Genomic DNA, 21,493 nt, shown 5'->3' on the forward strand with positions numbered 1-21,493 from the left:
CTCCCCTAGTTGATGGTGACCAGGCCGCCCTGGACCTGCACCGTGCCGCTGCCGTTCACGGACACCATCGGCCCGCTGACCGCAACCTTGGCGGTGCCCGAAATGGTGACCTGCGTGGCGCTGATGGCGACGCCGCTCTGGCTGATGGTGATGGAATTGCTCCCCACCTTGAGGGTGATGGTCTGCGCCGCCTGCAAGGTGATGCTGCCGCCGTTGCACTTCAGCGTCGCATTGCCCGAGCCGAGCGTCACGGTCTGGTTGCCCTGGCTGATGTCTGTGGTGGAATTGCCCTGCGAGACCGTCAGCGCGTGATTGCCCTGGCTCACGGTGGTGGTGGAATTGCCTTGCGAGACGGTGAGGGTCTGGTTGCCCTTCGAGACCGTCAGGTCCTCGTTGCCGGTGGTGATCGTCACCGCCCGATTGCCCTTGGAGACGGTGACGGTCTCATTGCCCTCCGACACGGTCTCGGTGCGATTGTTGGTGATGGTGATGATCTGGTCGTGCTTGACGTTCAGCGTGTCGTCATTCTCCACGTCGCGCGTCTGGTCCTTCTGCGCGTGCATGTAGATCAGCTCGGCGCCCTTCTTGTCGTCGAAGCGCAGCTCGTTGAAAGTGGTGGCATCGCCGCCGGTGGTGGAGCGCGTCTTCAGCCCGCTCTGGGTCTTGTTGTCGGGCTGGGTGTAGGGCGGCATGTTGGTGGCGTTGTAGACGCAGCCGGTGATCAGCGGCCGGTCGGGATCGCCCTCCAGGAAGCTCACCACCACTTCCATGCCGACGCGCGGCGTGAACAGGGCGCCCCAGCTGTTGCCCGCCATGCCCTGCGAGACGCGGATCCAGCACGAACTCTTCTCGTCATTGGTGCCGAGCCGGTCCCAGTGGAACTGCACCCGCACGCGCCCGTACTTGTCGCAATAGATCTCCTCGCCCGAGGGCCCGACCACGGTCGCGGTATGGGGACCCGGAATGAGCGGGCGGCGCGTCACCGGCGGCGGGCGATAGGCGACCGTGGCCGGCAGGGCGGTGAAGCTGTTGGAATAGACCACGTCCCGGCTCTGGTTGCCGATGTGGGTGGGATCGCGCGCCTCGTGCGTGACCGTGGCGAGCACGTAGGGCTTGCCCTGCTCCGCGGCCACCTCGTGCTTGGCCATGGTGAATTTTGAGCCGGCCTGGAAGGAGGCGTAGCTCGCCTCCCCGCGCACCACCGAATAGGTCGCCTCCACCGCTTCCATGCGCACCCGCGACAGGGAGGTGCCATCGTCCTTCTTCGTGTAATCGCCGGGATAATCGTAGATTTCCCAGGACTTGAAGGCCGAATTGGTGAGCACCGTGGAGGTGGTGGAGGTCAGATCCGTGGTCGGTTGCTCGAAATTGTAATCGTCCAGCGTCGTCTTGCCGGATTCGAAATGATAGGAGGATTCCCAGCGCTGCACCGCCACCGTCTCGCCGCTCTGCGGCTGGGCATGCTGCACGCTCTTGTCGGCGCAGTCGGTATATCCCGCGGTGCTGTCGCTGAGGATCAGCGTGTGCTTCCCGTTGGCGTGCTGGAAATAATAATAGATCCCCTCCTCCGCGAACAGGCGGGTGAGGAAATCGAAGTCGGTCTCGCGATATTGCACGCAATAGTCGCGGGCCGGGTGCGAGCCGGTGAGGCCCTGCTTCTGATAATCGGTGATGCCGCCGTCCGAGAACAGGGTGTCGGCGATCTGCGTGACGCTCTGGTTCTGGAAGATGCGGCAGTCGGCGGTGCGGGTGAGCAGCCAGAACTTCGGCGCCAGCACCGCCTCGTAGCGGCGCATGCCGTCCACGGTCTTGTCGGCCGCCGCGAAGGAGATCACGATTCCATTGATGTAGCGCGGGTCGGCGCCGGGGCGCGCGATGGCCACCGTGATCGGCTTTCCGAGCAGGCTGTCCGGAGTGATCGCGGTGTTGGTAGACACCATGGAGAGGGTGAAGCGGAACAGCTGCGACAGGCCCTCCGTCCCCGAAAACGCAGTGGCGATGAGCACATCGCCGCCAAGCGGGGTGGTGAGGGTCAGCAGGCGATCGGTCTGCACCGGCGCTTCGGTACTCATAGGTCAGGTCCCGTGGCGCGCGAGGCCCGATTGGCGTCCCGCGGCGCAGTTTGAGCGCGGCGCAGTGTAGCGCGATGCCAGAACCGGCAAAGCCGGAATGCGATGGCGCGCGCCCCGCATCCCGGCTGGCAACGAAGGGGCCGGCGCGGCGCGCCGACCCGGGCTCCAGGTCGGATCAGGAGGTCTTGGTGGTGGCCATGTCGTACGACACGGTGACCGGGGTGCCGGCCTTGTTGGTGTCGTCGTAGGGCGTGAACTTGAACTCGAGCTTGGTGAAGCTGATCGAGATCGACTCGGTCGGGCGGTCGCCGCCGGAGGAGACCGAATAGGACGAGATCAGCGCATTGGTCAGCGTGTAGGTGCAATAGGTCACGCCGGGGCTGCCGGTGGTGGTCAGATCGATCTTGACCGTCTTGCCGGTGTTGCCGGTGCAGGCTTCCGTGAACAGCTTGGGCGAGGAGGAATCGAACATCTTGACGATCGACACTTCGCTCACCGACGGCTCGGAGGCTTCACGGTTGTTCGTGGAGCCCGAAACGGTGGCGATGCCGCGGCCGACACCCCAGGAGAGCGACAGCACGTCGATCCACTTGGTGTGGTCCTGCTGGGTGGCTTCACCCGGAATGCCGTCGTAATTCACGTAGATGGCCATGTCTGCCCTCCTGCTATTTTTACCGGTTGGAGAAAGTCGCACTCCCGGCCCTTGTGGGGCCGAAGGTCAAATCATTTGACTGCCGTGGCGGAAATCTTTTTGCACACCTCATTGAGGGCGAGCTTGGTTTCCTTCCAGCTACAGAAGCCCAACGAAATCTTGCCCACGTCCAAAGAGAAGGCCACGACGGTGCAAAAGGCGATCACCATCGCGCGCTCGGTGTTGCTCGGGCTCACCGACCAGCGCAGCTTGCCCGTCGCCGCCAGCGTCGCCTTCTTCGCCTTCGTCACGACGCCGAACGTACCGACATAGCGCTCGATGAAGCCCGCGTCGTCCAGCATCTGGATGTAGCGGCTGTCGATGGAGGTGGCGTCGGTGGTGGGCGTGATGGCGCGCGAGAAGCGGGTAAGCTTGCTGGTCTCCTTCAGCTTCGCGTCGCGCAGGGTCTGGTTGATGATGAGGTTGGCGCCGATATAGACCTTCCACATCTCGACCATGTCTTTGTCGTTCATGATCCCTTCGTTGCCCTTGTTCATGGCGGTCGAAATGTCCGACACGAGGGCGTCCTTCAGGGCGCTGAAATATTCCTTCGAGGCCGCCTTCACCTGATCGAGCTTGTCGATGGAGATGTCGGCCCGGGTGAAGGTCGCCCCAAGGAAGTTCTTCTTGCTGAGCGCGGTGCTGGCTTTCTGGTAGGTGGCGAAGCTGGTCGCCATCAGGGCGTCGTCCTGGTTCCCCGCCTGCTGCCAGAAGGAATGGATCGCCGTCAGCGTGTTCTTCTTCGACATCAGCTGGGCCATCTCCTGCTGAATCGAGGCGATCTGCCCTTCCTTGGTGCGCAGGTCGCTGTTGAGCTGGTTGATCCGGTCCTCGATCGGACCGCGATCAATGCCCTGCGCATTGCCCAGATCGCCGGTATTCCGCTGGATGCTGGTTTCGATCACGCCCTTCTCGCCGGTCAGCCGCTGAAGGTCGGTGTTGTGCGTCACCATCTGGGCGCCCTTGTCCCAGCGTTTCGCATAGAAATAGCCGAGGATGAGCAGCGCGATCTTCTGCTCGTTGCTGAGCGGGCGATCGATCTTATCCGTCGAGCTCTTGAAGGATTCGCGCAAGCCGGCCGAGATGACCTGGCTGATCAGCTTGTAGAAGGCGATGAACATTTCCTGGGTCTTGGTGCGGAAATCGCCCAGGGACTTCTTTTCGTCCAGGTAGAATTTGGTGCGGTCGGCGGTCGGCCGCAGCACGTCCGGCAGCTTGAGATTGACCTTGTTGAGGCTGTTGATCTCCACCGCCACCGACTGGTTCTGCGACTGGACCTGGCCCATCATGACATTGGTGAAGGCGCGCCCGCTGACGGAATCGGGGTTCTTCAGAACCGATTCCTCATTGCGCTTCACCAGCATGCCGATGCCGGTCGCCACCAGGCTAGCGATGCCCTTCTGCGCGGCCAGCTGTCCGATGGTGCTTTCCTTGTCGAAGGCGCCGAAGGCGTTGGAAACGCCGCTGCTGATGGCCTTGCCGGCGTTGCCCGACGCATCCGCGCGGTTCTGGGCGGAATTGACATCCGAGCTGCCGGAGATGGCGGTCTTCTGGTCGGCCTTCTGCTGCGCATTGCCGGTGTTGAACAGAAGCGCCGGATCGTCCGCCGCGCGCTGGATGCCGGCATTGATGCCGAACCCGATGGCGCTGCCGAGGCCCTGCGAGAGCGGCACCAGGAACGGCCCGGCCACCGGCACGAAGGCGAGTCCAGCGGTGATCGAGGTGTCCATCACCGCCAGCAGCACGCCCATCATGCCCGCCGGCGGCGGCTTCACGCCGGCCAGGACGGCGCTGAGGTTCGCATCGAAGCGCTGGGTCTGGTAGACGAGCGCGCCCATGGCGGTGGTCGCACCGGTGGTCGCCTGCGCCGGCAGTCCGTTCACCACCAGCGCAAGCTCCGCAAGCGCATTGGCGAACTGCTGGTTCGGCACCCGGACCATATGCTCGTCGTAAAGCTCAAGCGCCTTGGTGACGGCCTTGTCCTTCATGATCTTGTCGGTGAGGGGGCCATACTGGGCGACCAGGGGACCCGCCGGCTTCGTCATGCACGCCGCAAGCGTATCGGCGCCGCCGGCCGCCGTCACGGTCGATTCGATGAGCGCTGTGAACTCTTTGATATCCATGACGTCCCCCTTCGAAAAACCACGGGCGCGGCGACAGGCTTAACTGGTTGGCCGGGCAACGTCCGCTTGGTCCCCGACAAGCACGAGCCCCCGGGCCGGCGCGGCGCGCCGACCCGGGCTCCAGGTCGGATCAGGAGGTCTTGGTGGTGGCCATGTCGTACGACACGGTGACCGGGGTGCCGGCCTTGTTGGTGTCGTCATAGGGCGTGAACTTGAACTCAAGCTTGGTGAAGCTGATCGAGATCGACTCGGTCGGGCGGTCGCCGCCGGAGGACACCGAATAGGACGAGATCAGCGCATTGGTCAGCGTGTAGGTGCAATAGGTGACGCCGGGGCTGCCGGTGGTGGTGAGGTCGATCTTGACCGTCTTGCCGGTGTTGCCGGTGCAGGATTCCGTGAACAGCTTGGGCGAGGAGGAATCGAACATCTTGACGATCGACACTTCGCTCACCGACGGCTCGGAGGCTTCACGATTGTTCGTGGAGCCCGAAACGGTGGCGATGCCGCGGCCGACACCCCAGGAGAGCGACAGCACGTCGATCCACTTGGTGTGGTCCTGCTGGGTGGCTTCACCCGGAATGCCGTCGTAATTCACATAGATGGCCATGGTGGGATTTCCCTATTTTCACCCATGATCGGCGCGGCTGCGGAGATCATCGAGGCTTGGCTGTAGCACCCAATATTGACAGTCGTACAACTGGTTTTACCCGTACTCCTGAAATTCCAGATCAGTCCAGTGAGGCGGTGAGTAGATGAACCGCGTAATGCATCGCAGCACGATCATGCAGGCGTACATGCCAGTCCAGGTCGTGCGAAGGACCGGTCTGGACCAGGGCGCCAAACCCCGCCTGGCGGGCCTGGGTGCCGACCTCCGCCATCAGCGTGTCCAGCGCCGCCGGCCCGTCCACCCACGCCTCCGGTGAGGTGACCTGGCTGCTCCAGTCGAACGGGGTCGCGATCGCCGCGCCGCCGCCGCTCATGAGCACGCGCGCCATCTCGGCGATCAGCCGGGGCGGGGCGCTGACGCAGTCGATCACATTCATGGCCACCGCGAGGTCGAACGTGTGCGCGCGGAACGGCAGGGCGAGCGCGTCGGCGATCCAGAAATCCACCCGGTCGCTGCCGGCGAACGCCACCGCATGGCGCCGGCGTTCGAACCGCATGCCCAGCCGCCGATGCGGATAGGACAGCACGGCGCGGTCGAGGATGCCGCGGCCGATCGCCAGCAGCGGCCAGTTCAGGTCGATGCCGAGGACGAGCCCGGGCGTCGCCGCCGCGAGATCGAACGCCGTGCGGCCCACGGCGCAGCCGATGTCCAGCACCGGCCCGGTGGTCGCGGGCAATTGCGCCAGCGCCGTGGCCAGGGTGCGCCGCACCGCGCCGGGCACGAGCGGCGTCGGAGCCGGCGGCGGTCCGAACAGGGCGGGCGCGCTGTCCGCCTCCGCCAGGTCGCCGTAATGGTCGTGGGCGTAGCTCGCCTGCTGGGTGCGGATCACGTTGAACGCCGCGTCCGGCCCCAGCGCGGCCGCCACCACCGCTTCCACCGGGTCCGGCAGTTCGTGGCGCTGCAGCAGCAGATGTCCGTTTGCGGCGAGCCAGGCGCCGAGGTCCGGCACCAGCACCGGCGCGCCGTCGATGATGGGATAGGCGATCCCGCAATCCAGCGCGGGGCAGCGCAGCAGGCCGGCGCTCACGCCGGCGGCATCCTCCAGCGCCCCCGGCGCCAGCAGGAGCGGAGAATCGATGCCACGGCGCTGGCACGCCGGACACACCGGCTGGAGAGCCTCGAAATGAGCATGGCGCATGGGTCAGCCGCCGATGATCACGGTGGGGCAGCCCGGCGGCAGAATGCTTCCGCTCGGGCTCGGAATCGGCGCGACGCAGCTGGAATGCAACGAGGAATCGCCGACGCGCGCGGCCGGCATGCTGCCGATGAGCACGGTCGCGGAACCCTTCATGATCATGCCCGGCCCGCCCGGCACGCAGCCGATCAGCATGCACGGCATGGTGGTGTCGGTGAGCCGCGCGGCGGGCATGTTGCCGATCAGCACCGTGGGGCACCCCTTCATGATCATCAGCGGCGTCGCCGGGTGCGGCACGGGCGTCGGCACCGGCGCCGGCGGATGCATGGGCGCATGGCAATGGGGCGCGCTTTGCAGCACCTGATCACCCATGCGGGCGGCGGGGGGCATCAGGCGCGCCTCCGCACGGCCGGCGCGGACGTCGGCCGGGAGGGGAACGGACCGCGTTCAGGCGACGTCATAGGTGAAATGCCCGTCTTCCCCGAGACCGACGGAGATGCTCGTGATGGGGGTGCCCTCGGTCAGCTTCTCCAGGACGCGGGCGGACATTTCCGGCAGCAGGGTGCGCGAGAGGATGTTTTCCACATTGCGCGCGCCCGACGAGCTTTCGGTGCAGCGGGCGGCGATGGTTTCCACCAGTTCGGGGGCGTAGCTGAACGCGGCCTTGTAGGCCTCGCGCACGCGCCGGGCGATGCGGCCGAGCTGCAAGCCGACGATGGTGCGGATGGTGTCGTCGCTGAGCGGCAGGTAGGGCACCAGCGTCACGCGGCCGAGGAACGCGGGCTTGAAGAATTTCATCAGCTCCGGCCGCAGGGCCTCGGCGAGGACCCCGGGCTCGGGCATGGTTTCGGGATCGGCGCACAGCTTCGCCAGCAGGTCGGAGCAGGCGTTGGAGGTCATGATGATGATGGTGTTCTTGAAATCGATGTCGCGGCCTTCGCCGTCCTTCATATTGCCCTTGTCGAACACCTGGTAGAACACGTCCTGCACGCCGGGATGGGCCTTTTCCATCTCGTCCAGCAGCACCACCGAATAGGGCTTGCGGCGCACCGCCTCGGTCAGGATGCCGCCTTCGCCATAGCCCACATAGCCGGGAGGCGAGCCCATGAGGAGGCTCACCTTATGCTCTTCCTTGAACTCGCTCATGTTGATGGTGGTGAGGTTCTGCTCGCCGCCATAGAGCAGGTCCGCGAGCGTCAGCGCGGTCTCGGTCTTGCCGACGCCGGAGAGGCCGACCATCAGGAACACGCCCACCGGCTTGCGCGGGTCGGTGAGCTTGGCGCGCGAGGTGCGGATCGCTTGCGCCACCGCCTCCAGGGCGTGCGACTGGCCGATGATGCGCTTCTCCATCGCCTCCTTGAGGGCGAGGACGGTGCGGATCTCGTTCGACTGCATGCGGCCGGCCGGGATGCCGGTCCAGCTCTGGACGATCTCGGCCACCGCCTGGCCGTCCACCACCGGGAACACCAGCGGCTGCTCGCCCTGCACCGCTTTCAGGCGCGCCACCGCGTCCTGGAGGGCAGCGCGCAGGGCGTCCTTGTCGTCGAGCAGGGCGGGATCCTCGAGCTTCGCCCGCAGGGTCTCGAACTCCTCCACCAGCGCCTTCTCCTCGGCCCAGCGCTGTTCCAGCGCGGCGAGCTCGGCGGTGGCGGTGGCGCGCTCGTCCTGGAGCTCGGCGGCGCGGGCGGAATGCTCGCCGCCGGAGCGGGTCTCGCGCTCCAGGATCCCAAGCTCGGTGTCGATCAGCGAGATCTTGCGCTGGCGATCCTCGATCGGGGCGGGAATGGTGCTCTGGCTCACGGCGACGCGCGAGCAGGCGGTATCGAGCAGCGACACCGCCTTGTCGGGCAGCTGCCGGGCCGGGATGTAGCGGGCGGAGAGGCGCACCGCATCGCCCACCGCCTCATCGAGGATGCGCACCTTGTGATACATTTCGAGGGTCGCGACGAGGCCGCGGATCATGGCCATGGCGGTGGGCTCGCTCGGCTCCTCCACCTTCACCACCTGGAAGCGGCGGGTCAGCGCGGCGTCCTTCTCGAAATACTTCTTGTATTCGGCCCAGGTCGTGGCGGCGATGGTGCGCAATTCGCCGCGCGCGAGCGCCGGCTTCAGCAGGTTCGCGGCATCGCCCTGCCCCGCCGCGCCGCCGGCGCCCACCAGGGTGTGGGCTTCGTCAATGAAGAGGATGATGGGGGTGGGGCTCGCCTTGGTCTCGTCGATCACCGAGCGCAGGCGGTTCTCGAACTCGCCCTTCATGCCGGCGCCGGCCTGGAGCAGGCCGAGGTCGAGCGTGCGCAGGGTCACGTCCTTGAGGGCGGGCGGCACGTCGCCGGCGGCGATGCGCAGGGCGAAGCCCTCCACCACCGCCGTCTTGCCGACGCCGGCCTCGCCCGTGAGGATCGGATTGTTCTGCCGGCGGCGCGACAGGATGTCGATGATCTGGCGGATCTCCTCGTCGCGGCCGAGGATCGGGTCGATCTTGCCCGAGCGCGCCTGGGCGGTGAGGTCGATGGTGAATTGCTCGAGCGCGCCCTTGCCGCGCGGCAGGGCCATGTCGTTGCCGCCGCCGTCGCTCGCCTGCGCGGTGCGGGCCACCGAATTCGCCTCGCCGGTGGTCATGGTGAGGCCGGAGAGATCGCGCTTCAGCGCGTCCGACTGGATGCGGCGGAACTGGTCGGAAATCTCGTAGCTGCGGCGCGCCAGCGCGTCGTCGGCCACCATCGCCCAGAGGATATGGCCCGAGCGGACGCGCGACTGGCCTTGATCCAGCGAGGCGAGCAGCCAGGCCTGCTTGGCCAGATCCACCACGTCCGGCGCAAGGCCCGGCGGGCGGGCATTCCCGGTCTTCATCTTGTCCAGGGCGCGGTTGAGGTCGGCGGCCAGGCGGCCCTGCTCGACCCCGTAATGATTGAGCACGGCGATGAAATCGGCGTCGTTCTCGCCGGCCAGCTTGGCGACCCAGTGCTCGACCTCGACATTGTAGTGCGTGCGCATGAGCGCGAAGCCTGCGGCGCTTTCCAAGGTCGCGCGGCACACGTCGTCCAAGCGCAGAATCAATGATTTGAGATCCACAGCCGCCATTGTCGTCCCCACGCCGCTGATCCGGCCCGCGCGCCCGCGCAGGTCGCTCGCCGCAGGGTGCAATCCCCCGCGCCGGCGCGAACCTATTCACGAATGACTAGAACAATATGTCGGTTTGCGACGGCCAGCGAGCGCACCGGGCGGCGGAAGCCCGGCCGGGCGGAAGCTGCGGCATGGCAGCAAAGCAGGCCGGCCGGCGGGATATAAGGGTTTTCCCGTATGCCCGCACCGCTTCAGCCCGAATGGCGTCCAATGCTGCCACCAGGGGTAGCAGAAAGCGGCCCTCAACTGCGGCAATATAGCACATGTTACGTTTTGAGCCGGCTGAGAATTGCTGCGATGCGGAACCGCGCCCGCCGTGAAATCCCCTCCTCCAACGGCAGGACCGCAAAAAACGGTTCTGTCATTTTTCGATGCTACATCTTAGCTTTCCTCGCCTTGCGGCAGCATTCGTGCCGCGCGGGGACGGCAGCGGCGGAGCCCGGCATGGCGGAGCAGGACAGCGAAACCCAGGCGCTCGATCAGCTGCGCACGCTGTGCGAAGCCATATCCGGCGGACGCTACGAGGATGTGGACGTGCTGCTCGCCATGACCGGCGATTGCGCGCTGCCCGACACGGTGCGGCGCCTCGCCGAGGCCTTCGGGATGATGATCGTGCGCGTGGAGGCGCGCGAGCTGCATCTGGAAGAGACGCTCGCCGCGCTGAAGGAGGCGCAGGCGCTGCTGGAAAAGGACAACCGCAACCTCGCCGCCAGCAACGAGGCGCTCTCCGCCGAGGTGCACCGCCTGCGCATCGACATCTCCCAGCGCGACCGCGCGGTGGCCGAGATCGTCGATACCGATCAGTTCCGCGCCGTCCAGGCCATGGCCAAGCGGCTGCGCGATCGCCCCCTCTAGAGAATCGTGCCCTTCATGACCCAGATCCTCGCGCTGCACTCCTATCGCGGCGGTACCGGAAAAACCAATGTGGCCGGCAATCTCGCCGCCGAGCTGGTGCGCGCCGGCCGCCGCGTGGCGCTGGTCGACGCGGATATCCAGTCCCCCGGCATCCATGTGCTGTTCGAGGTGGATGTGGACGAGGTCAGCACCCTCAACGATTTCCTCTGGGGCCGCTGCACGATCGACAAGGTGGCCGTGGACGTGACGCACATGGTGGCCCGCGCCGTGCCGCCGGAGGAGGCGCCCCGTCTCGGCCATCTCAGCCTGCTGCCCGCGAGCCTGAAGGCGGTGGATATCGCCCGCGTGGTGAAGGAAGGCTATGAGGTGGAGCTGTTGAACGAGGGGCTGATCGCGCTGTGCCGTTCGCTCGCGCTCGACTACCTGATCCTCGACACCCATCCCGGCCTCAATAACGAGACCCTGCTGTCGATCGCTATTTCCGATATCGCGTTGATCCTGCTGCGGCCGGACCATCAGGACTACCAGGGCACGGCGGTGACGATGCAGCTGGCCCGCCGGCTCGAAGTGCCGCGCATCGTCATGGCGGTGAACAAGGTGCATCCCGATTTCGACACCGCGGTGCTGTCGGAACGGATCTCGGAGACCTATGGCGCGGAAGTCGGCGCCATGATCCTGATGAGCGACGAACTGGTACGCACCGGCTCGTCCGGGCTCGTCTCGCTGCTTTATCCGCAGATCGACTTCTCGCGCGGCGTGCGCCAGCTCGCGATGGCGCTGGAGCGGGACGCCTCAATCCTCCCCGCGACGGCCGATGAGGCTGGGCAATAGCGCGGCGGCAAGGGCGCGGGCGTCGGCGGGCCGCTCGTCCCGGGTGAAGGACAGCGCGCACTCCAGCGCCCACCGGGCGGGGTCCGGCATGCCGGGGATGGGCGCGGGCACCAGCCCGAGCTGGGCCGCTTCTCCCGCCGGGCGCCGCCCATAGGGGTGCTGGCCGGCATAGATGAGATAGATGAGGCAGCCGAGCGAGAACACATCGTCGCGCGGATCGCGCGGCGCGCCGGCGATCATCTCCGGGCTGGAGAAGGCGGGCGTATAGGCCGCCAGCCCCTCGGGATTGAACCCGCCGCCCCGCAGCGCCACGGCGACGCCGAAATCCAGCACCTTGGCCATGCCGTCGCGGGTGATGAACACATTGCCCGGCTTGAGATCGCCATGCACGATGCCGAGCGCATGGGCGTGGGACATGGCGGCCAGCACCCCGGAGACCACGGGGCCGGCGAGATCCGCGTCCAGCGGCTCCCCCGGCGCGCGGCGCAGCGCGAGGTCGAGCGTCTCGCCCTGGAGCAGCTCCATCACGAAGAAGGCATGCGGACCGTCGCGATCGAAATCGAAGATCGGGCAGATGTTGGGGTGCGAGAGCAATTGCACCTTGCGGGCCTCCGCCTCCAGCGCCGCCAACGCGTCGGGATGCAGGCGAAACTGGGCGGACAGCACCTTGAGCGCCACATAGGGGTCGGGGTCGCCCGCCTCCAGGCGGCGGCGATCCACCGCGCGGAACACTTCGCCCATGCCGCCATGGCCCAGCTCGTCGTCGAGCACGAAGCGGTCCTTCAGCATGAAGCCGATGGCGAGCCGGGGCGCGTCGGTGGGCAGGCGCTTGGGCTCCAGCCGCTCGCCCTCGCGCACCAGGTCCGCCTGGCGGCGCACCCGCATGCTGCGGAAGCCGGAGAGCCAGCCGTCCAGATGGCGTTCGTTGAGCCCGGGGCCGTGCGTCTCTCCACCCTTGTGGCGCAACCCCTTGAGGCCGGACAGCAGGGCCGAGGTGATGCTGTCGTCGATGCGCGCCCGGGGCGTCGCGGCGCCCGCGTCCGGCCCGTCCGGGGCGGCGGCGAGCGGGGTGCGGCCGCGGGCCCGCGTGGGCAAGGTGGGAAGCGGAAGCGGTGCGGGAGCACGAGGGGCGGCGGGCGCGGGAAGCGGCCCCGCCAGCGCGCCCGTGGCGGTCGGCGGCAGCAGCGGCCTGCGGGCCGCGGCACTCTCGGCGGCCCGGTCCGGAGCGGGTGCGGCGGCGGGCGGGACCGGCGGCGGGGGCGCGAAGCCCGTCCGGTCGCGGGCGAACCGGTCGGACGCACCGGAAGGGGGCGGGGTGGCCGGCGGCGGGGCAAGCTCCGGCGGCTCGAAGGCGCGGACCGCGCCCGGCGCGAGGCCGCGCCGGTCCAGCGTCGGGCGCTCGCCCCAGCCGGTTCGCCCGTCCGACACCGGCAGCGGGCGCGCGGAGCGGCGCGGATCGACGACCGGGCGCAGCGTGCGCTCCTCCTGGGGCTGCGGCAGCGGCGTGCGCCGGTGCCATCCGGCTTCGGAGACGCCGGGGGGCGCCGGCTGGAACTCGGCGGGATCCGGCGGATGCAGCGGCTCGGGCCGCGCTGGGGGGGCGCCCGTCTCCGCCGCAGGCAAGGCACGGCGCGGATCGGTGGGGGAAGAGGACCGGCGGCGCTCCGGCATGGCGCCGGCGCGCACGCGATCCAGCAGCAACGCCGCGAGGCGATCCGGCAGGCGGCCGGAGGCGACGAAGTGCGTCAGGACGGCGGCGATCTCGTCCGGCGCGACACCGCAGCTCGCCAGCCGCTCGCCCAGATGCTGAACGCCGATCTCGCCGGTCAGGAAAAGCTCGATGGCCTCGACTGCGGAGGAATATCCGGCCATGTCCCGACCCTTGTGCTGACCCGTGACACGCCCTGTTTCCGTCGGGTCCTGGTTGCGTCCGCACCCCGCGCTCCGGCGCCATCGCGCCGGCGACGGGACTGCCTGCCCGCCCGAGATCGCAGCACCTTAGCACCCGCACGGGAGAACGGCAGCGATTTCCCGGCCGAACCTGTGTCGCGCAAGCCTAGAACCAGTTGTGATAATAAACTTTCACCAGCGGGATCGCGACCGACAGGGCGGTGATGTTCACCGTCGCCGCATTCAGCGCATTCTCCTGGATCGGCGCGATCGCCCGCCAATCGGCGAAGTCGATGTTGCGGAAGCCCACCACCACGCCGAGGAACGCGGTGTCCAGCGGCACGTCGTCCTTGTAGCCCTCGACCTTGCCGGGAGCCATGAGGAATTCGCGCTTGCCCAGCATGTCCTGCCCGAGGGTGGCGGCGTCGGCGTTGAACAGGGACGAGAAATCCGCCTGCTGAAAGGCATTGTCGGTCTTCAGCGTATAGAGCCGGATGATCACCGGCGTGGCGGTGCCATCGGGCGCCGGGTTGATCGACAGGTCCGCCGTGATCTTCGCGCTGACCTGGGTGGATTTCGGCGGCTTCAGCGCGCTGCACCCGGCGAGCGTGAACAGGCCGCCGAGCACGAGCGCCCGGCGCCCGCTCTGGAACGAGGCCTGCTGCCCGCGGGCGGCGAAATCGCGACCCATCTGATCCTGACCCATCTGATCTCGTTGCGGAATGGGGGCTGGCCCGTTGCGGTGCGTGGCGGTGCGAAGCGTATCGGTACGGTTCGTATCGGTACGATGCGTGTCGGTACGGTGCGTGCCGATGCGCTCGCACCCGGGCTGGGGATGCGGCGCGGACACGTCGGCGCGCGCCAATGCCGGGTCGGAGGACTCCAAGCGACGCGGCGTTAAATCACGATTTTCGTTACAGAATGACGACGGCGCGCCGTCCGGGGGGGCGCTCATGCGGGAAACCCTTCGCCCGCGGCCTCGATGCGCGGAATGCGCGCGATGACGGGGACGCCGAAGATGCGCGCGAAGTCGCCCGGCTTGCGCAGGCGGGTGTCGAGGAATTCCGCCATGCCGGCCAAGCCTGCTCCAAGCGCTATGCCGGCGACGACGCCGGCGAGGACATAGACGATATAGCCCGGCGTGACCTTGCGGGCCGGGCTCTCGGGATCTTCCAGCACCTTCACACGCTCCGGCGCCTCGAACACGCCGAGCGCGCCGGTGACGCGCGCCATCTCATAGCGCTTGGCGAGGGCGTCGTAATTGTCCCGCGCCATGCCCACGTCCCGCTCCAGCTTCTGCTGCTGCCGGTCGATGGGCCCGAACGCGGCGATGTCGCGTTGCAGGGTGGCGCTGACTTCCTTGATCTGCTCGACTTCCTTGGCCAGCGTCACCCGCCGGGCCTGCGCCTCCTGGAGGCGCTGCAATTGCGACACCAGCAGCGGGGCGGAGCCGAGGGCCTGGCCGTTCTCGCCGGCCTGGGTCACTCCGGCGGCGAGGTTCCACAGCCGGTCGAGATCCACGGTCTCGATATTCTTGGCCGACCCGAGCAGGCGCTGGCGCTCCTCCTCCAGCCGCGCGAGCTTGCGCTCGGCCGCCTGAACCTCGGAATGCTCGTCGGTGTAGCGCGCGCGCAGGCTCGCCAGTTCGGCGGAAACCTGCACGATGGATTCCTCGATCCGGCCGATCAGCGGATTGGTGCTGGCGAGGCGCTTGCGCAAATCCTGGAGCGCGGCATCCGCGCTGGCCAGCGCCATCTGCTTTTCCTCCAGCTGCTGGGTCAGCCCGGCGAGCCGCTGGACGGTGGCGTTGTAGAGCGCCGGCAGCTTGTCCGCATTGGCGGAACGGAAGGTGGCGAACGCCTGCTCGGCCTGGTCGAGGCTGGCGCGGCGCTCGTCCATCTGCTGCTTGAGGAAGCGCTCGCTGTCCTGCACCGCCGTGCGCTCGGGCGAGACCAGGCGCTCCACGAAGCGGTTGGCGATGGCCGTCAGCGTCGCCGCCGGCGAGAGCGGATCGCCGGAGCGCAGCCGCATCTCGATGATGTCGCTCCCCACCAGCTGGATGTTCACCGCCAGCGAGAGCGCCCGCACCATATAGTCGCGGTCGCGCGGATCGGTGGTCGGCCCGATCCGGCCGAGATCCTCCAGCACCTTGCCCAGCACCACCTCCGAATGGGCGAGGGCCACCAGGGCCGACATGCGCTCCTTCAGGTTGGGATTGATGGAGATGTCCTTCAGGATCGGGTTGAGCTTGGAGGGCTCCTGCACCAGCATCGTCATGCGCGCCTCATAGCGCTTGGGGGCGACCATGGCGGTCACCACCGCGAGCGGCGGCAGCAGCAGCAGCGGAATGAAGGCCAGGAACCTGCGCCGCCACGCCACCTGGGCGATATAGGCGAGGGTGTCCGACGTGCTTTCGAACAGCGCGCTCATTCGCGGCTTCCCGCGAGGATGCGCACCGTGTCGGGCTCAAGGTCCGGGTCGTAGAGCTGGGTCGCGGGAATCTCCGGCGGCAGAAGCGCCTTGACCGCGCGCGCCCGCTTGTTCGCCAGCAGCGCCTGGGCGAACGGATCGGCGCCGGAGCCCGGGCCCGCCAGCACGGTCACCGGGCGGCCGGGGCCGAGCCGGGCCGCCTTGAGCGCCTTGGCCAGCGCCGCCCCATCGGCCGCGCTGGGCATGTCCTGCCCGGGCTCGAACACGATGTCGATCAGCGGCGCGCGGGTGGACGGACGCGGCAGGGCGCCTGTGGTATCGGCGGCGAACGCGCTGACCTGCCGCGCCGCGGGCGGGCCGGCGAGCGCCGGAGAGGGCGATTGCGCGCCAGCGGGAGCCTGCACACCACCGGGCGATTGCAGGCTACCGGAAGGTTGCGCCAGGGCCAGGAGGGCCCGGCGGGCGGCGGCGGCCTCCGGCGTCGCAGCCGCGGGGGAAGGAGCCGCTGCCGTCGCTATCGCGGAGGCGCCATTCGCGGGCGCCCCGGTCGCCGTTGCCGCGGCGATCGCCGGCTGGTCCGGCGCGGCACGCGCACGCGCCAGGATGTCGGTGACGCTGACGGCTGTCCCCTCGCCCTTCTGTGCCGCGGCGGCGGCGCGCGCCTCGCGCAATTTGTCTTCGGCCATCAGGCTATTCTGCACCGGAGCGGGAATGAGCGCGGTGGGATCGCGCGGGCCCGCGCAGCCGCCCAGACCTCCCGCGAGCATGGCCCACAGAAAGACGGCGGCGAAGCGTTCTGGACCACGCCGGCTCCCCATCACCCCTTCCCCCGAAGCGCCCGTCCCCGAATCGGCGGATCACAGGCAGGCAGTCTAGTGTCATCCGCCTTAATAGATGATTCCGCCGCGCCCACATGCATCGCCGCGCTCAGAATCGCCCGAGCGCGGTCTCGACCGCCTCCGCGCGCCGGTCCCATCCTTCTTGCGCGACCGCCAGTTGCCGCAGCCGCGCCAGGGCGCCGCCGGCCTGGTTCGCCGCCGCCTCGATGGCGCCCGCGAGATCGCCGTCGGGCGCGATGGTGCTGACCAGATGGGCATAGGGCTCGAGCGCGGGAAAGCGGGTGGCCGCCACCGGTGTGCCGCTGGCGAGATATTCCCGCAGCTTCAGCGGATTGCACGCGCGGATCTGCGGCGTGTCGCGGAACGGGATGAGCGAAACCGTCCAATGCTGCACATAGCCCGGCAGCGCCGCATGGGGGCGGGCGCCGAGAAAGCGCACATTCTCCAGCCGCGCCAGGGCCGAAACATCGGTGCGCACCGGCCCGATGAACACGAAGGTCCAGTCGAACAGCGCCTGCGCCGCACGCGCCAGCATCGGCACGTCCAGCCAGTCGGAGATGCTGCCGTAGAAGCCCGCCACCTTGCCCCGCGGAAGGTCGGCGGCGGGCGGGGCGGGGCTGGAGAACACGCGCGCATCCACCCCGTGGGGCACCAGCACCGTCTTCTCGCGGGGAAAGCGCGCGGCGAGCACCGGGCTCGCGGCGATCACAAGGTCCGCCTTCTCGACCAGCCGGCGTTCCATATCCAGCACCGGCGCGTGGTCCACCCCCGAGAGGGCGCCGAAATCATCGCCGCAATAATAGACCACCGCCCGTTCGCCGAGCGTCCCCACCACCGGCAGGGCGCTCGGCAGCGAGGTCCACAGGATCGGCCGGACGATGTTTTCCTGCGCCATCACGGCGCGCAGCTGCCCGCCCAGCAGACGGGCGTTCGCCGCTTCAGCGACCGGGTTGCCGGGCCAGGGAAGGGCGCGCGGCGCCACCACGCGGAACCCCGGCGCGGCGCCGGGCGCATCTTGGGCCGGCGCGTCGATGGATGGCGGCGACCCGGCCAGCGCGGCGAGCTTGTGCGCCACCCGCCGCACGTCTCCCAGGCGCGGGCGCCGCAGGCCGATGGAATTGACCCATACGATCTTATGGGTGCGCGCCAGATGGCCGACGAGGTGCTGGGTCGAGGAGGGATGGCCGCCCCAATCCTCGCCGAACACGATCAGATCAGCTGCCATGGCCGCCCCGTTCCCCTTGGCCGGGCGGCGCCGGCCTGCGCGCGAAAGACAATCCGGCCCCGGGCGCCGGGCGCGGCGGGGGGAGAAAATCCGCTTCCCCCTCCACCTCCGGCGGCGCCAGCGCGCGGTCCAGGGCAACGCTGAGGGCAAGGATGACATAGAGCGGCCATGTGGTGCCCTGGGTGAGGAAGGTGCCGGAGACGCAGAAGCTGGCAAGGCCGGCCAACAGCGCCACCGCCGACATTTTCAAGCGCACATCCACCTCCGGTGCCTGCGCGGCCTTCAGGGAGTTCAGACACATGCGCCACATACAGGCGACCAGCACCATGAGTGTGACGAAGCCGGGCACGCCGATCTCGCCGAGAATGCCGAACCAGGTGGAGTGCACGGCATGGGGCGTGCCGTCCCAGGTGTCGGAATACTCGAAATAATTCGCCGTGAAATTGGCGATGCCGACGCCGGTGAGCGGGTTGTGGATCGCCATGCTGGTGGCGGCGCGCCAGGCGGTGAGGCGGCCCTCGGACGATTCGTCCACGATCGCCCCTTCGCTCGCCCCGCCCGACGAGCGCCCGGAGATGCCGGCTGCGGCGAACAGGATGATGAGGAAGGCGAGACCGCCGCCGATCAGCACCAGCTTGCTCTTCACGAACCGGCTGCCGATCACCGCCGCCACCGCCGCGAGCCCCAGCAGCCCGCCGCGACTCTGGGTGCACATGATGCCCCAGAAGATGGTGCCGCAGGCCATGGCGCCGAGCAGCCGGTCGCCCCAGCCGCAGCGCCCCATGAGCAAGGCGGCGGCGAAGGAGAAGGGAAACAGCAGCGCCAGCGCAAGATCGTTGGGGTCGCCCAGCAGCGAGCGGATGTCGCGGCCGATGGTGACGCGTGTGCCCTCCACGAGGCCGATGCCGTTCATCCAATTATAGATCGCGACCATGGCCACCACCGAACCGAACACGCAGAACGACCGGCTGATGAGGCTGAAATCCGCCGGCTTGCGCGTCGCCCAGGCCACCACGAAGGTCATCAGCCCGATCTTCACGAACACGTCGGACCAGAAGCTGAAGGCCAGATCCTTGCTTTTCGCGAACACCACCGAGATCGTGCAGAAAAAGAAGAACAGCGCGAAGATCTTCAGCTCGCGCGTCCAGAACACCTTCATCGTGCGCAGGAAGAACAGGTGCCAGCCGATCACGACGATGGTGAGCACGGCCAGCAGCAGCGGGATCTTCAGATTGAGCAGGACCGGGAACACCTCGGGAATGCGCAGGAACGAGAAGATGATGAACAGGATGCACGGCACGAACGGCCAGCGGAACGCGAAGATCAGGAAGATCAGCCCGAACGCCAGGGCGATCGGCACCAGCGGCTCGGTCACGCTGAGCCAGGCCGCGAACACCGCCAGCACCGCGCCCACCGCGATGGCGATCTCGCGCCACGGGCGCGGGCGCGGATCGGCGGGAGGATCGAAAAGGCGTTCGGTCACACAGGGGCTCGCGGCGCAGCGGGGGCGTGAATCGAGTCTACACGCGCCCATCCCGCCCCGCGAGGGCGGCATCATAAAGCGCGAGAATTTGAGGCAGCCGCGCCCGCGGCCCGTAGGCGGCGTGCACCCGCTCCCAGGCGCGCAGCGAGAGCGCGGCGCGCGCCGCATCGTCCGCTCGCGCCCACGCCTCCAGTGCGGCCGCGGCGGCATCGAGATCCCCGGCGGGGAACAGATAGCCGCTCGCCCCACCACCATTCACGCCATCGCCGATCAGCTCCGGCAAGGCGCCGAGCCGGCTCGCCGCCACCGGCACTCCCGCCGCCATCGCCTCGATGGCCGCCATGGGCAGCCCCTCCGCCCGCGAGGGCATGAGCAGCAGGCCGATGCCCGGCCAGATGCGGGACGGATCGCTCACCATGCCGTGGAACCGCACCCGCCCGCCGTGGGCCGCCTCCAAGGCGGGGCGCAGGGGGCCGTCGCCGAACATCTCGAACGACAGGGCACCGGCAAATCGTTCCGCGAGGGCACAGAACAGGTCCGGCCCCTTTTCCACGCTCAGCCGGCCGACGAAAGCGACCGTGCGGGAGGACGGCGGCGGGGGCGCTTGGTCCGGCACCGGCACGAAATTGCCGATCACCGACACCGGCTGCGGCAAGGCCTGCGCGATCGGTTCGCTCACCGCGATGCGCGGGCCGAGGCGCGCGGTGGCGGCATCGATCGCCTGATAGAGCGAGACCGGAAACCGCCCCGTTTCGCCCGCGTGGAAGGTGGACAGGCAGGGAATCCCCGCCAGGCGCGCGGCGAAACGCCCGAGAATGCCCGCCTTGTAGCCATGGGTGTGCAGCAAGGCGGGCCGCGCCTCCGCCAGCGCCGCGCGCAGCGCCCGAAAACCGCCCGGCAGCACGGTGAACGGCACGGCGGCGGCGCGCAGCTGACGCAGGAAATCATGATCGCCGTGGTCGGCCAGCAGCACGGCGCGCGCCGGCCGCCCGGCGGCGTTCAGCGCCTGCGTGAGGATCGCCACATGGCGCTCGATCCCGCCGATGCCGCGCGAATCCACCAATTGCCAGATCTCCCCCCGCGCCACGCCGCCCCTCCTTGCGCCCCGGACCCGCCGCCCGGCTCCCGCGGCGGTCGTCCAGCGTCATGCCCGGCCTTGCGCCGGGGATCCAGACTGAACCGCCAGCGCTAATTTGAGAAAGTCTCACCCGGCCACCGGGCGGGCCATCCACCGGTCCAGGATCGGCGGGATTTTCAGCCGGCCCGGGCGAAGGGTCCCCCCGGGCAAGGGACGGCTTGTGGCGATTGGACCCAGCCCTGCGCCCCGCGCGCATCTTCGGCTGCGCCGCCGGGTGCCCATGGACGCCGGCTCTGATATATGCGTTTTCCGCACACGAACGAACGAAGGGCGCCGCCGATCATGGCCAATGTGACAGCTTTCCCGGATAAGGCCACCATTGCCGCGCTTTCGGCGCGCATGTTCCTGGAAGTGGAGGCGGTGCGCTTCTCGTCCGGCGAGCCCTTCATTTTCACCTCGGGCTGGGCGAGCCCGGTCTATATCGACTGCCGCCGGCTGATCTCGTTTCCGCGCGTGCGCCAGGCGCTGGTGGATTTCGCGGTCTCCACCATCTATCGCGAGATCGGCTTCGAGAAATTCGACAGCGTCGCCGGCGGCGAGACGGCGGGCATCCCGTTCGCGGCCTGGATTTCCGACCGCATGATGCTGCCCATGCAGTATATCCGCAAGAAGCCCAAGGGCTTCGGCCGCAATGCCCAGATCGAGGGACATCTCTCGGCCGGCGAGCGCGTGCTGCTGGTGGAGGATCTCACCACCGACGGGCGCAGCAAGGTGAATTTCGTCAACGCCCTGCGCACCGCCGGCGCGGAGTGCGAGCATTGCTTCGTGTTCTTCTATTACGACATCTTCGCCGAGGCGGCGGGGGTGTTCAACGAATCCGGCCTGTCGCTGCATCGCCTGCTGACCTGGTGGGATATCCTCGCCGAGGTGAAGCGGCAGGACCTGTTCCCCGCCGCCCAGGTGGCCGAGATCGAATCCTTCCTGAACGATCCCCATTCCTGGTCGAAAGCCCATGGCGGCGTCGCGCAGATGGCCGAATAGCCGCAGCGCG

The 21,493-nt window shown here is 68.3% G+C and carries 17 protein-coding genes; 3 read left to right on the plus strand and 14 right to left on the minus strand.

Annotated features, from left to right (window positions below; all coding sequences use genetic code 11):
- Positions 1-5: 5 nt before the first annotated feature.
- From V5F84_RS01655 to tssH, 7 genes are all read right to left on the minus strand, one after another.
- Positions 6-2,072 (minus strand): type VI secretion system Vgr family protein, encoded by a 2,067-nt coding sequence (locus V5F84_RS01655; RefSeq protein WP_394045252.1) that lies wholly within the window; start codon positions 2,070-2,072, stop codon positions 6-8.
- A gap of 175 nt (positions 2,073-2,247) precedes the next feature.
- Positions 2,248-2,724, minus strand: a complete 477-nt coding sequence (locus V5F84_RS01660) for an Hcp family type VI secretion system effector (RefSeq protein ID WP_394100495.1) — start codon at positions 2,722-2,724, stop codon at positions 2,248-2,250.
- Positions 2,725-2,795: 71 nt separating this feature from the next.
- Positions 2,796-4,886 (minus strand): hypothetical protein, encoded by a 2,091-nt coding sequence (locus V5F84_RS01665; RefSeq protein ID WP_394046892.1) that lies wholly within the window; start codon positions 4,884-4,886, stop codon positions 2,796-2,798.
- 130 nt (positions 4,887-5,016) lie between these two features.
- Complete coding sequence (locus tag V5F84_RS01670) at positions 5,017-5,493, minus strand: Hcp family type VI secretion system effector (RefSeq protein ID WP_394100494.1); 477 nt, start codon at positions 5,491-5,493, stop codon at positions 5,017-5,019.
- Positions 5,494-5,614: 121 nt separating this feature from the next.
- Positions 5,615-6,691 (minus strand): class I SAM-dependent methyltransferase, encoded by a 1,077-nt coding sequence (locus V5F84_RS01675; protein WP_394046465.1) that lies wholly within the window; start codon positions 6,689-6,691, stop codon positions 5,615-5,617.
- Between the two features lie 3 nt (positions 6,692-6,694).
- Positions 6,695-7,078 (minus strand): PAAR domain-containing protein, encoded by a 384-nt coding sequence (locus V5F84_RS01680; protein WP_394046467.1) that lies wholly within the window; start codon positions 7,076-7,078, stop codon positions 6,695-6,697.
- A 57-nt stretch (positions 7,079-7,135) separates the two neighbouring features.
- On the minus strand, positions 7,136-9,769 hold the full coding sequence (gene tssH, locus V5F84_RS01685) for a type VI secretion system ATPase TssH (RefSeq protein WP_509277147.1): 2,634 nt from the start codon (positions 9,767-9,769) through the stop codon (positions 7,136-7,138).
- A 486-nt stretch (positions 9,770-10,255) separates the two neighbouring features.
- On the opposite strand from tssH, the gene V5F84_RS01690 reads away from it, so the two are divergent.
- A complete protein-coding gene (locus V5F84_RS01690) occupies positions 10,256-10,666 on the plus strand; it encodes a hypothetical protein (protein WP_394046471.1) in 411 nt (136 codons plus the stop codon).
- 15 nt (positions 10,667-10,681) lie between these two features.
- Positions 10,682-11,497: a MinD/ParA family ATP-binding protein gene (locus V5F84_RS01695; protein WP_394046473.1), complete on the plus strand. Its 816-nt coding sequence runs from the start codon at positions 10,682-10,684 to the stop codon at positions 11,495-11,497.
- Here the strand turns inward: V5F84_RS01695 and V5F84_RS01700 are convergent.
- The 7 genes from V5F84_RS01700 to V5F84_RS01730 all read right to left on the minus strand — a co-directional run bounded on the left by V5F84_RS01700 (position 11,459) and on the right by V5F84_RS01730 (position 20,451).
- Positions 11,459-13,369, minus strand: a complete 1,911-nt coding sequence (locus tag V5F84_RS01700) for a protein kinase domain-containing protein (RefSeq protein WP_394046475.1) — start codon at positions 13,367-13,369, stop codon at positions 11,459-11,461. The two genes, V5F84_RS01695 and V5F84_RS01700, sit on opposite strands and share 39 nt — an antisense overlap.
- A gap of 184 nt (positions 13,370-13,553) precedes the next feature.
- Positions 13,554-14,093, minus strand: a complete 540-nt coding sequence (tssJ, locus tag V5F84_RS01705) for a type VI secretion system lipoprotein TssJ (protein ID WP_394046477.1) — start codon at positions 14,091-14,093, stop codon at positions 13,554-13,556.
- Between the two features lie 245 nt (positions 14,094-14,338).
- Positions 14,339-15,817, minus strand: coding sequence for a GumC family protein (locus tag V5F84_RS01710; protein ID WP_394046479.1), 1,479 nt, complete (start codon positions 15,815-15,817; stop codon positions 14,339-14,341).
- Positions 15,814-16,503, minus strand: a complete 690-nt coding sequence (locus tag V5F84_RS01715) for a hypothetical protein (protein WP_394046481.1) — start codon at positions 16,501-16,503, stop codon at positions 15,814-15,816. The genes V5F84_RS01710 and V5F84_RS01715 overlap by 4 nt, the downstream gene beginning before the upstream one ends.
- 241 nt (positions 16,504-16,744) lie before the next feature.
- The gene (locus tag V5F84_RS01720; protein ID WP_394046483.1) at positions 16,745-17,881 is read right to left on the minus strand and encodes a glycosyltransferase; all 1,137 of its coding nucleotides are present in this window, start codon (positions 17,879-17,881) and stop codon (positions 16,745-16,747) included.
- Complete coding sequence (locus V5F84_RS01725; protein ID WP_394046485.1) at positions 17,871-19,364, minus strand: O-antigen ligase family protein; 1,494 nt, start codon at positions 19,362-19,364, stop codon at positions 17,871-17,873. Before V5F84_RS01725 ends, V5F84_RS01720 begins: the two co-directional genes overlap by 11 nt.
- 37 nt (positions 19,365-19,401) lie before the next feature.
- Positions 19,402-20,451 carry a glycosyltransferase family 4 protein gene (locus V5F84_RS01730; protein WP_394046487.1) on the minus strand — a complete coding sequence of 350 codons (1,050 nt, stop codon included), beginning with the start codon at positions 20,449-20,451 and terminating at the stop codon, positions 19,402-19,404.
- Positions 20,452-20,784: 333 nt separating this feature from the next.
- On the opposite strand from V5F84_RS01730, the gene V5F84_RS01735 reads away from it, so the two are divergent.
- Positions 20,785-21,483 (plus strand): orotate phosphoribosyltransferase, encoded by a 699-nt coding sequence (locus V5F84_RS01735; protein ID WP_394046489.1) that lies wholly within the window; start codon positions 20,785-20,787, stop codon positions 21,481-21,483.
- Positions 21,484-21,493: the final 10 nt, after the last annotated feature.

It is taken from the genome of Roseixanthobacter liquoris (genome assembly GCF_043195135.2).
GTDB lineage: Bacteria > Pseudomonadota > Alphaproteobacteria > Rhizobiales > Xanthobacteraceae > NCEH01.

Coding starts and splice junctions, on each gene's coding strand:
- V5F84_RS01700 (WP_394046475.1), bottom strand. CDS start 13,369: ATGGCCGGATATTCCTCCGCAGTCGAGGCCATCGAGCTTTTCCTGACC.
- tssJ (WP_394046477.1), bottom strand. CDS start 14,093: ATGGGTCAGGATCAGATGGGTCGCGATTTCGCCGCCCGCGGGCAGCAG.
- V5F84_RS01735 (WP_394046489.1), top strand. CDS start 20,785: ATGGCCAATGTGACAGCTTTCCCGGATAAGGCCACCATTGCCGCGCTT.
- V5F84_RS01720 (WP_394046483.1), bottom strand. CDS start 17,881: ATGGCAGCTGATCTGATCGTGTTCGGCGAGGATTGGGGCGGCCATCCC.
- V5F84_RS01680 (WP_394046467.1), bottom strand. CDS start 7,078: ATGCCCCCCGCCGCCCGCATGGGTGATCAGGTGCTGCAAAGCGCGCCC.
- V5F84_RS01695 (WP_394046473.1), top strand. CDS start 10,682: ATGACCCAGATCCTCGCGCTGCACTCCTATCGCGGCGGTACCGGAAAA.
- V5F84_RS01690 (WP_394046471.1), top strand. CDS start 10,256: ATGGCGGAGCAGGACAGCGAAACCCAGGCGCTCGATCAGCTGCGCACG.
- V5F84_RS01710 (WP_394046479.1), bottom strand. CDS start 15,817: ATGAGCGCGCTGTTCGAAAGCACGTCGGACACCCTCGCCTATATCGCC.
- V5F84_RS01670 (WP_394100494.1), bottom strand. CDS start 5,493: ATGGCCATCTATGTGAATTACGACGGCATTCCGGGTGAAGCCACCCAG.
- V5F84_RS01655 (WP_394045252.1), bottom strand. CDS start 2,072: ATGAGTACCGAAGCGCCGGTGCAGACCGATCGCCTGCTGACCCTCACC.
- V5F84_RS01715 (WP_394046481.1), bottom strand. CDS start 16,503: ATGGCCGAAGACAAATTGCGCGAGGCGCGCGCCGCCGCCGCGGCACAG.
- V5F84_RS01660 (WP_394100495.1), bottom strand. CDS start 2,724: ATGGCCATCTACGTGAATTACGACGGCATTCCGGGTGAAGCCACCCAG.
- V5F84_RS01665 (WP_394046892.1), bottom strand. CDS start 4,886: ATGGATATCAAAGAGTTCACAGCGCTCATCGAATCGACCGTGACGGCG.
- tssH (WP_509277147.1), bottom strand. CDS start 9,769: ATGGCGGCTGTGGATCTCAAATCATTGATTCTGCGCTTGGACGACGTG.
- V5F84_RS01675 (WP_394046465.1), bottom strand. CDS start 6,691: ATGCGCCATGCTCATTTCGAGGCTCTCCAGCCGGTGTGTCCGGCGTGC.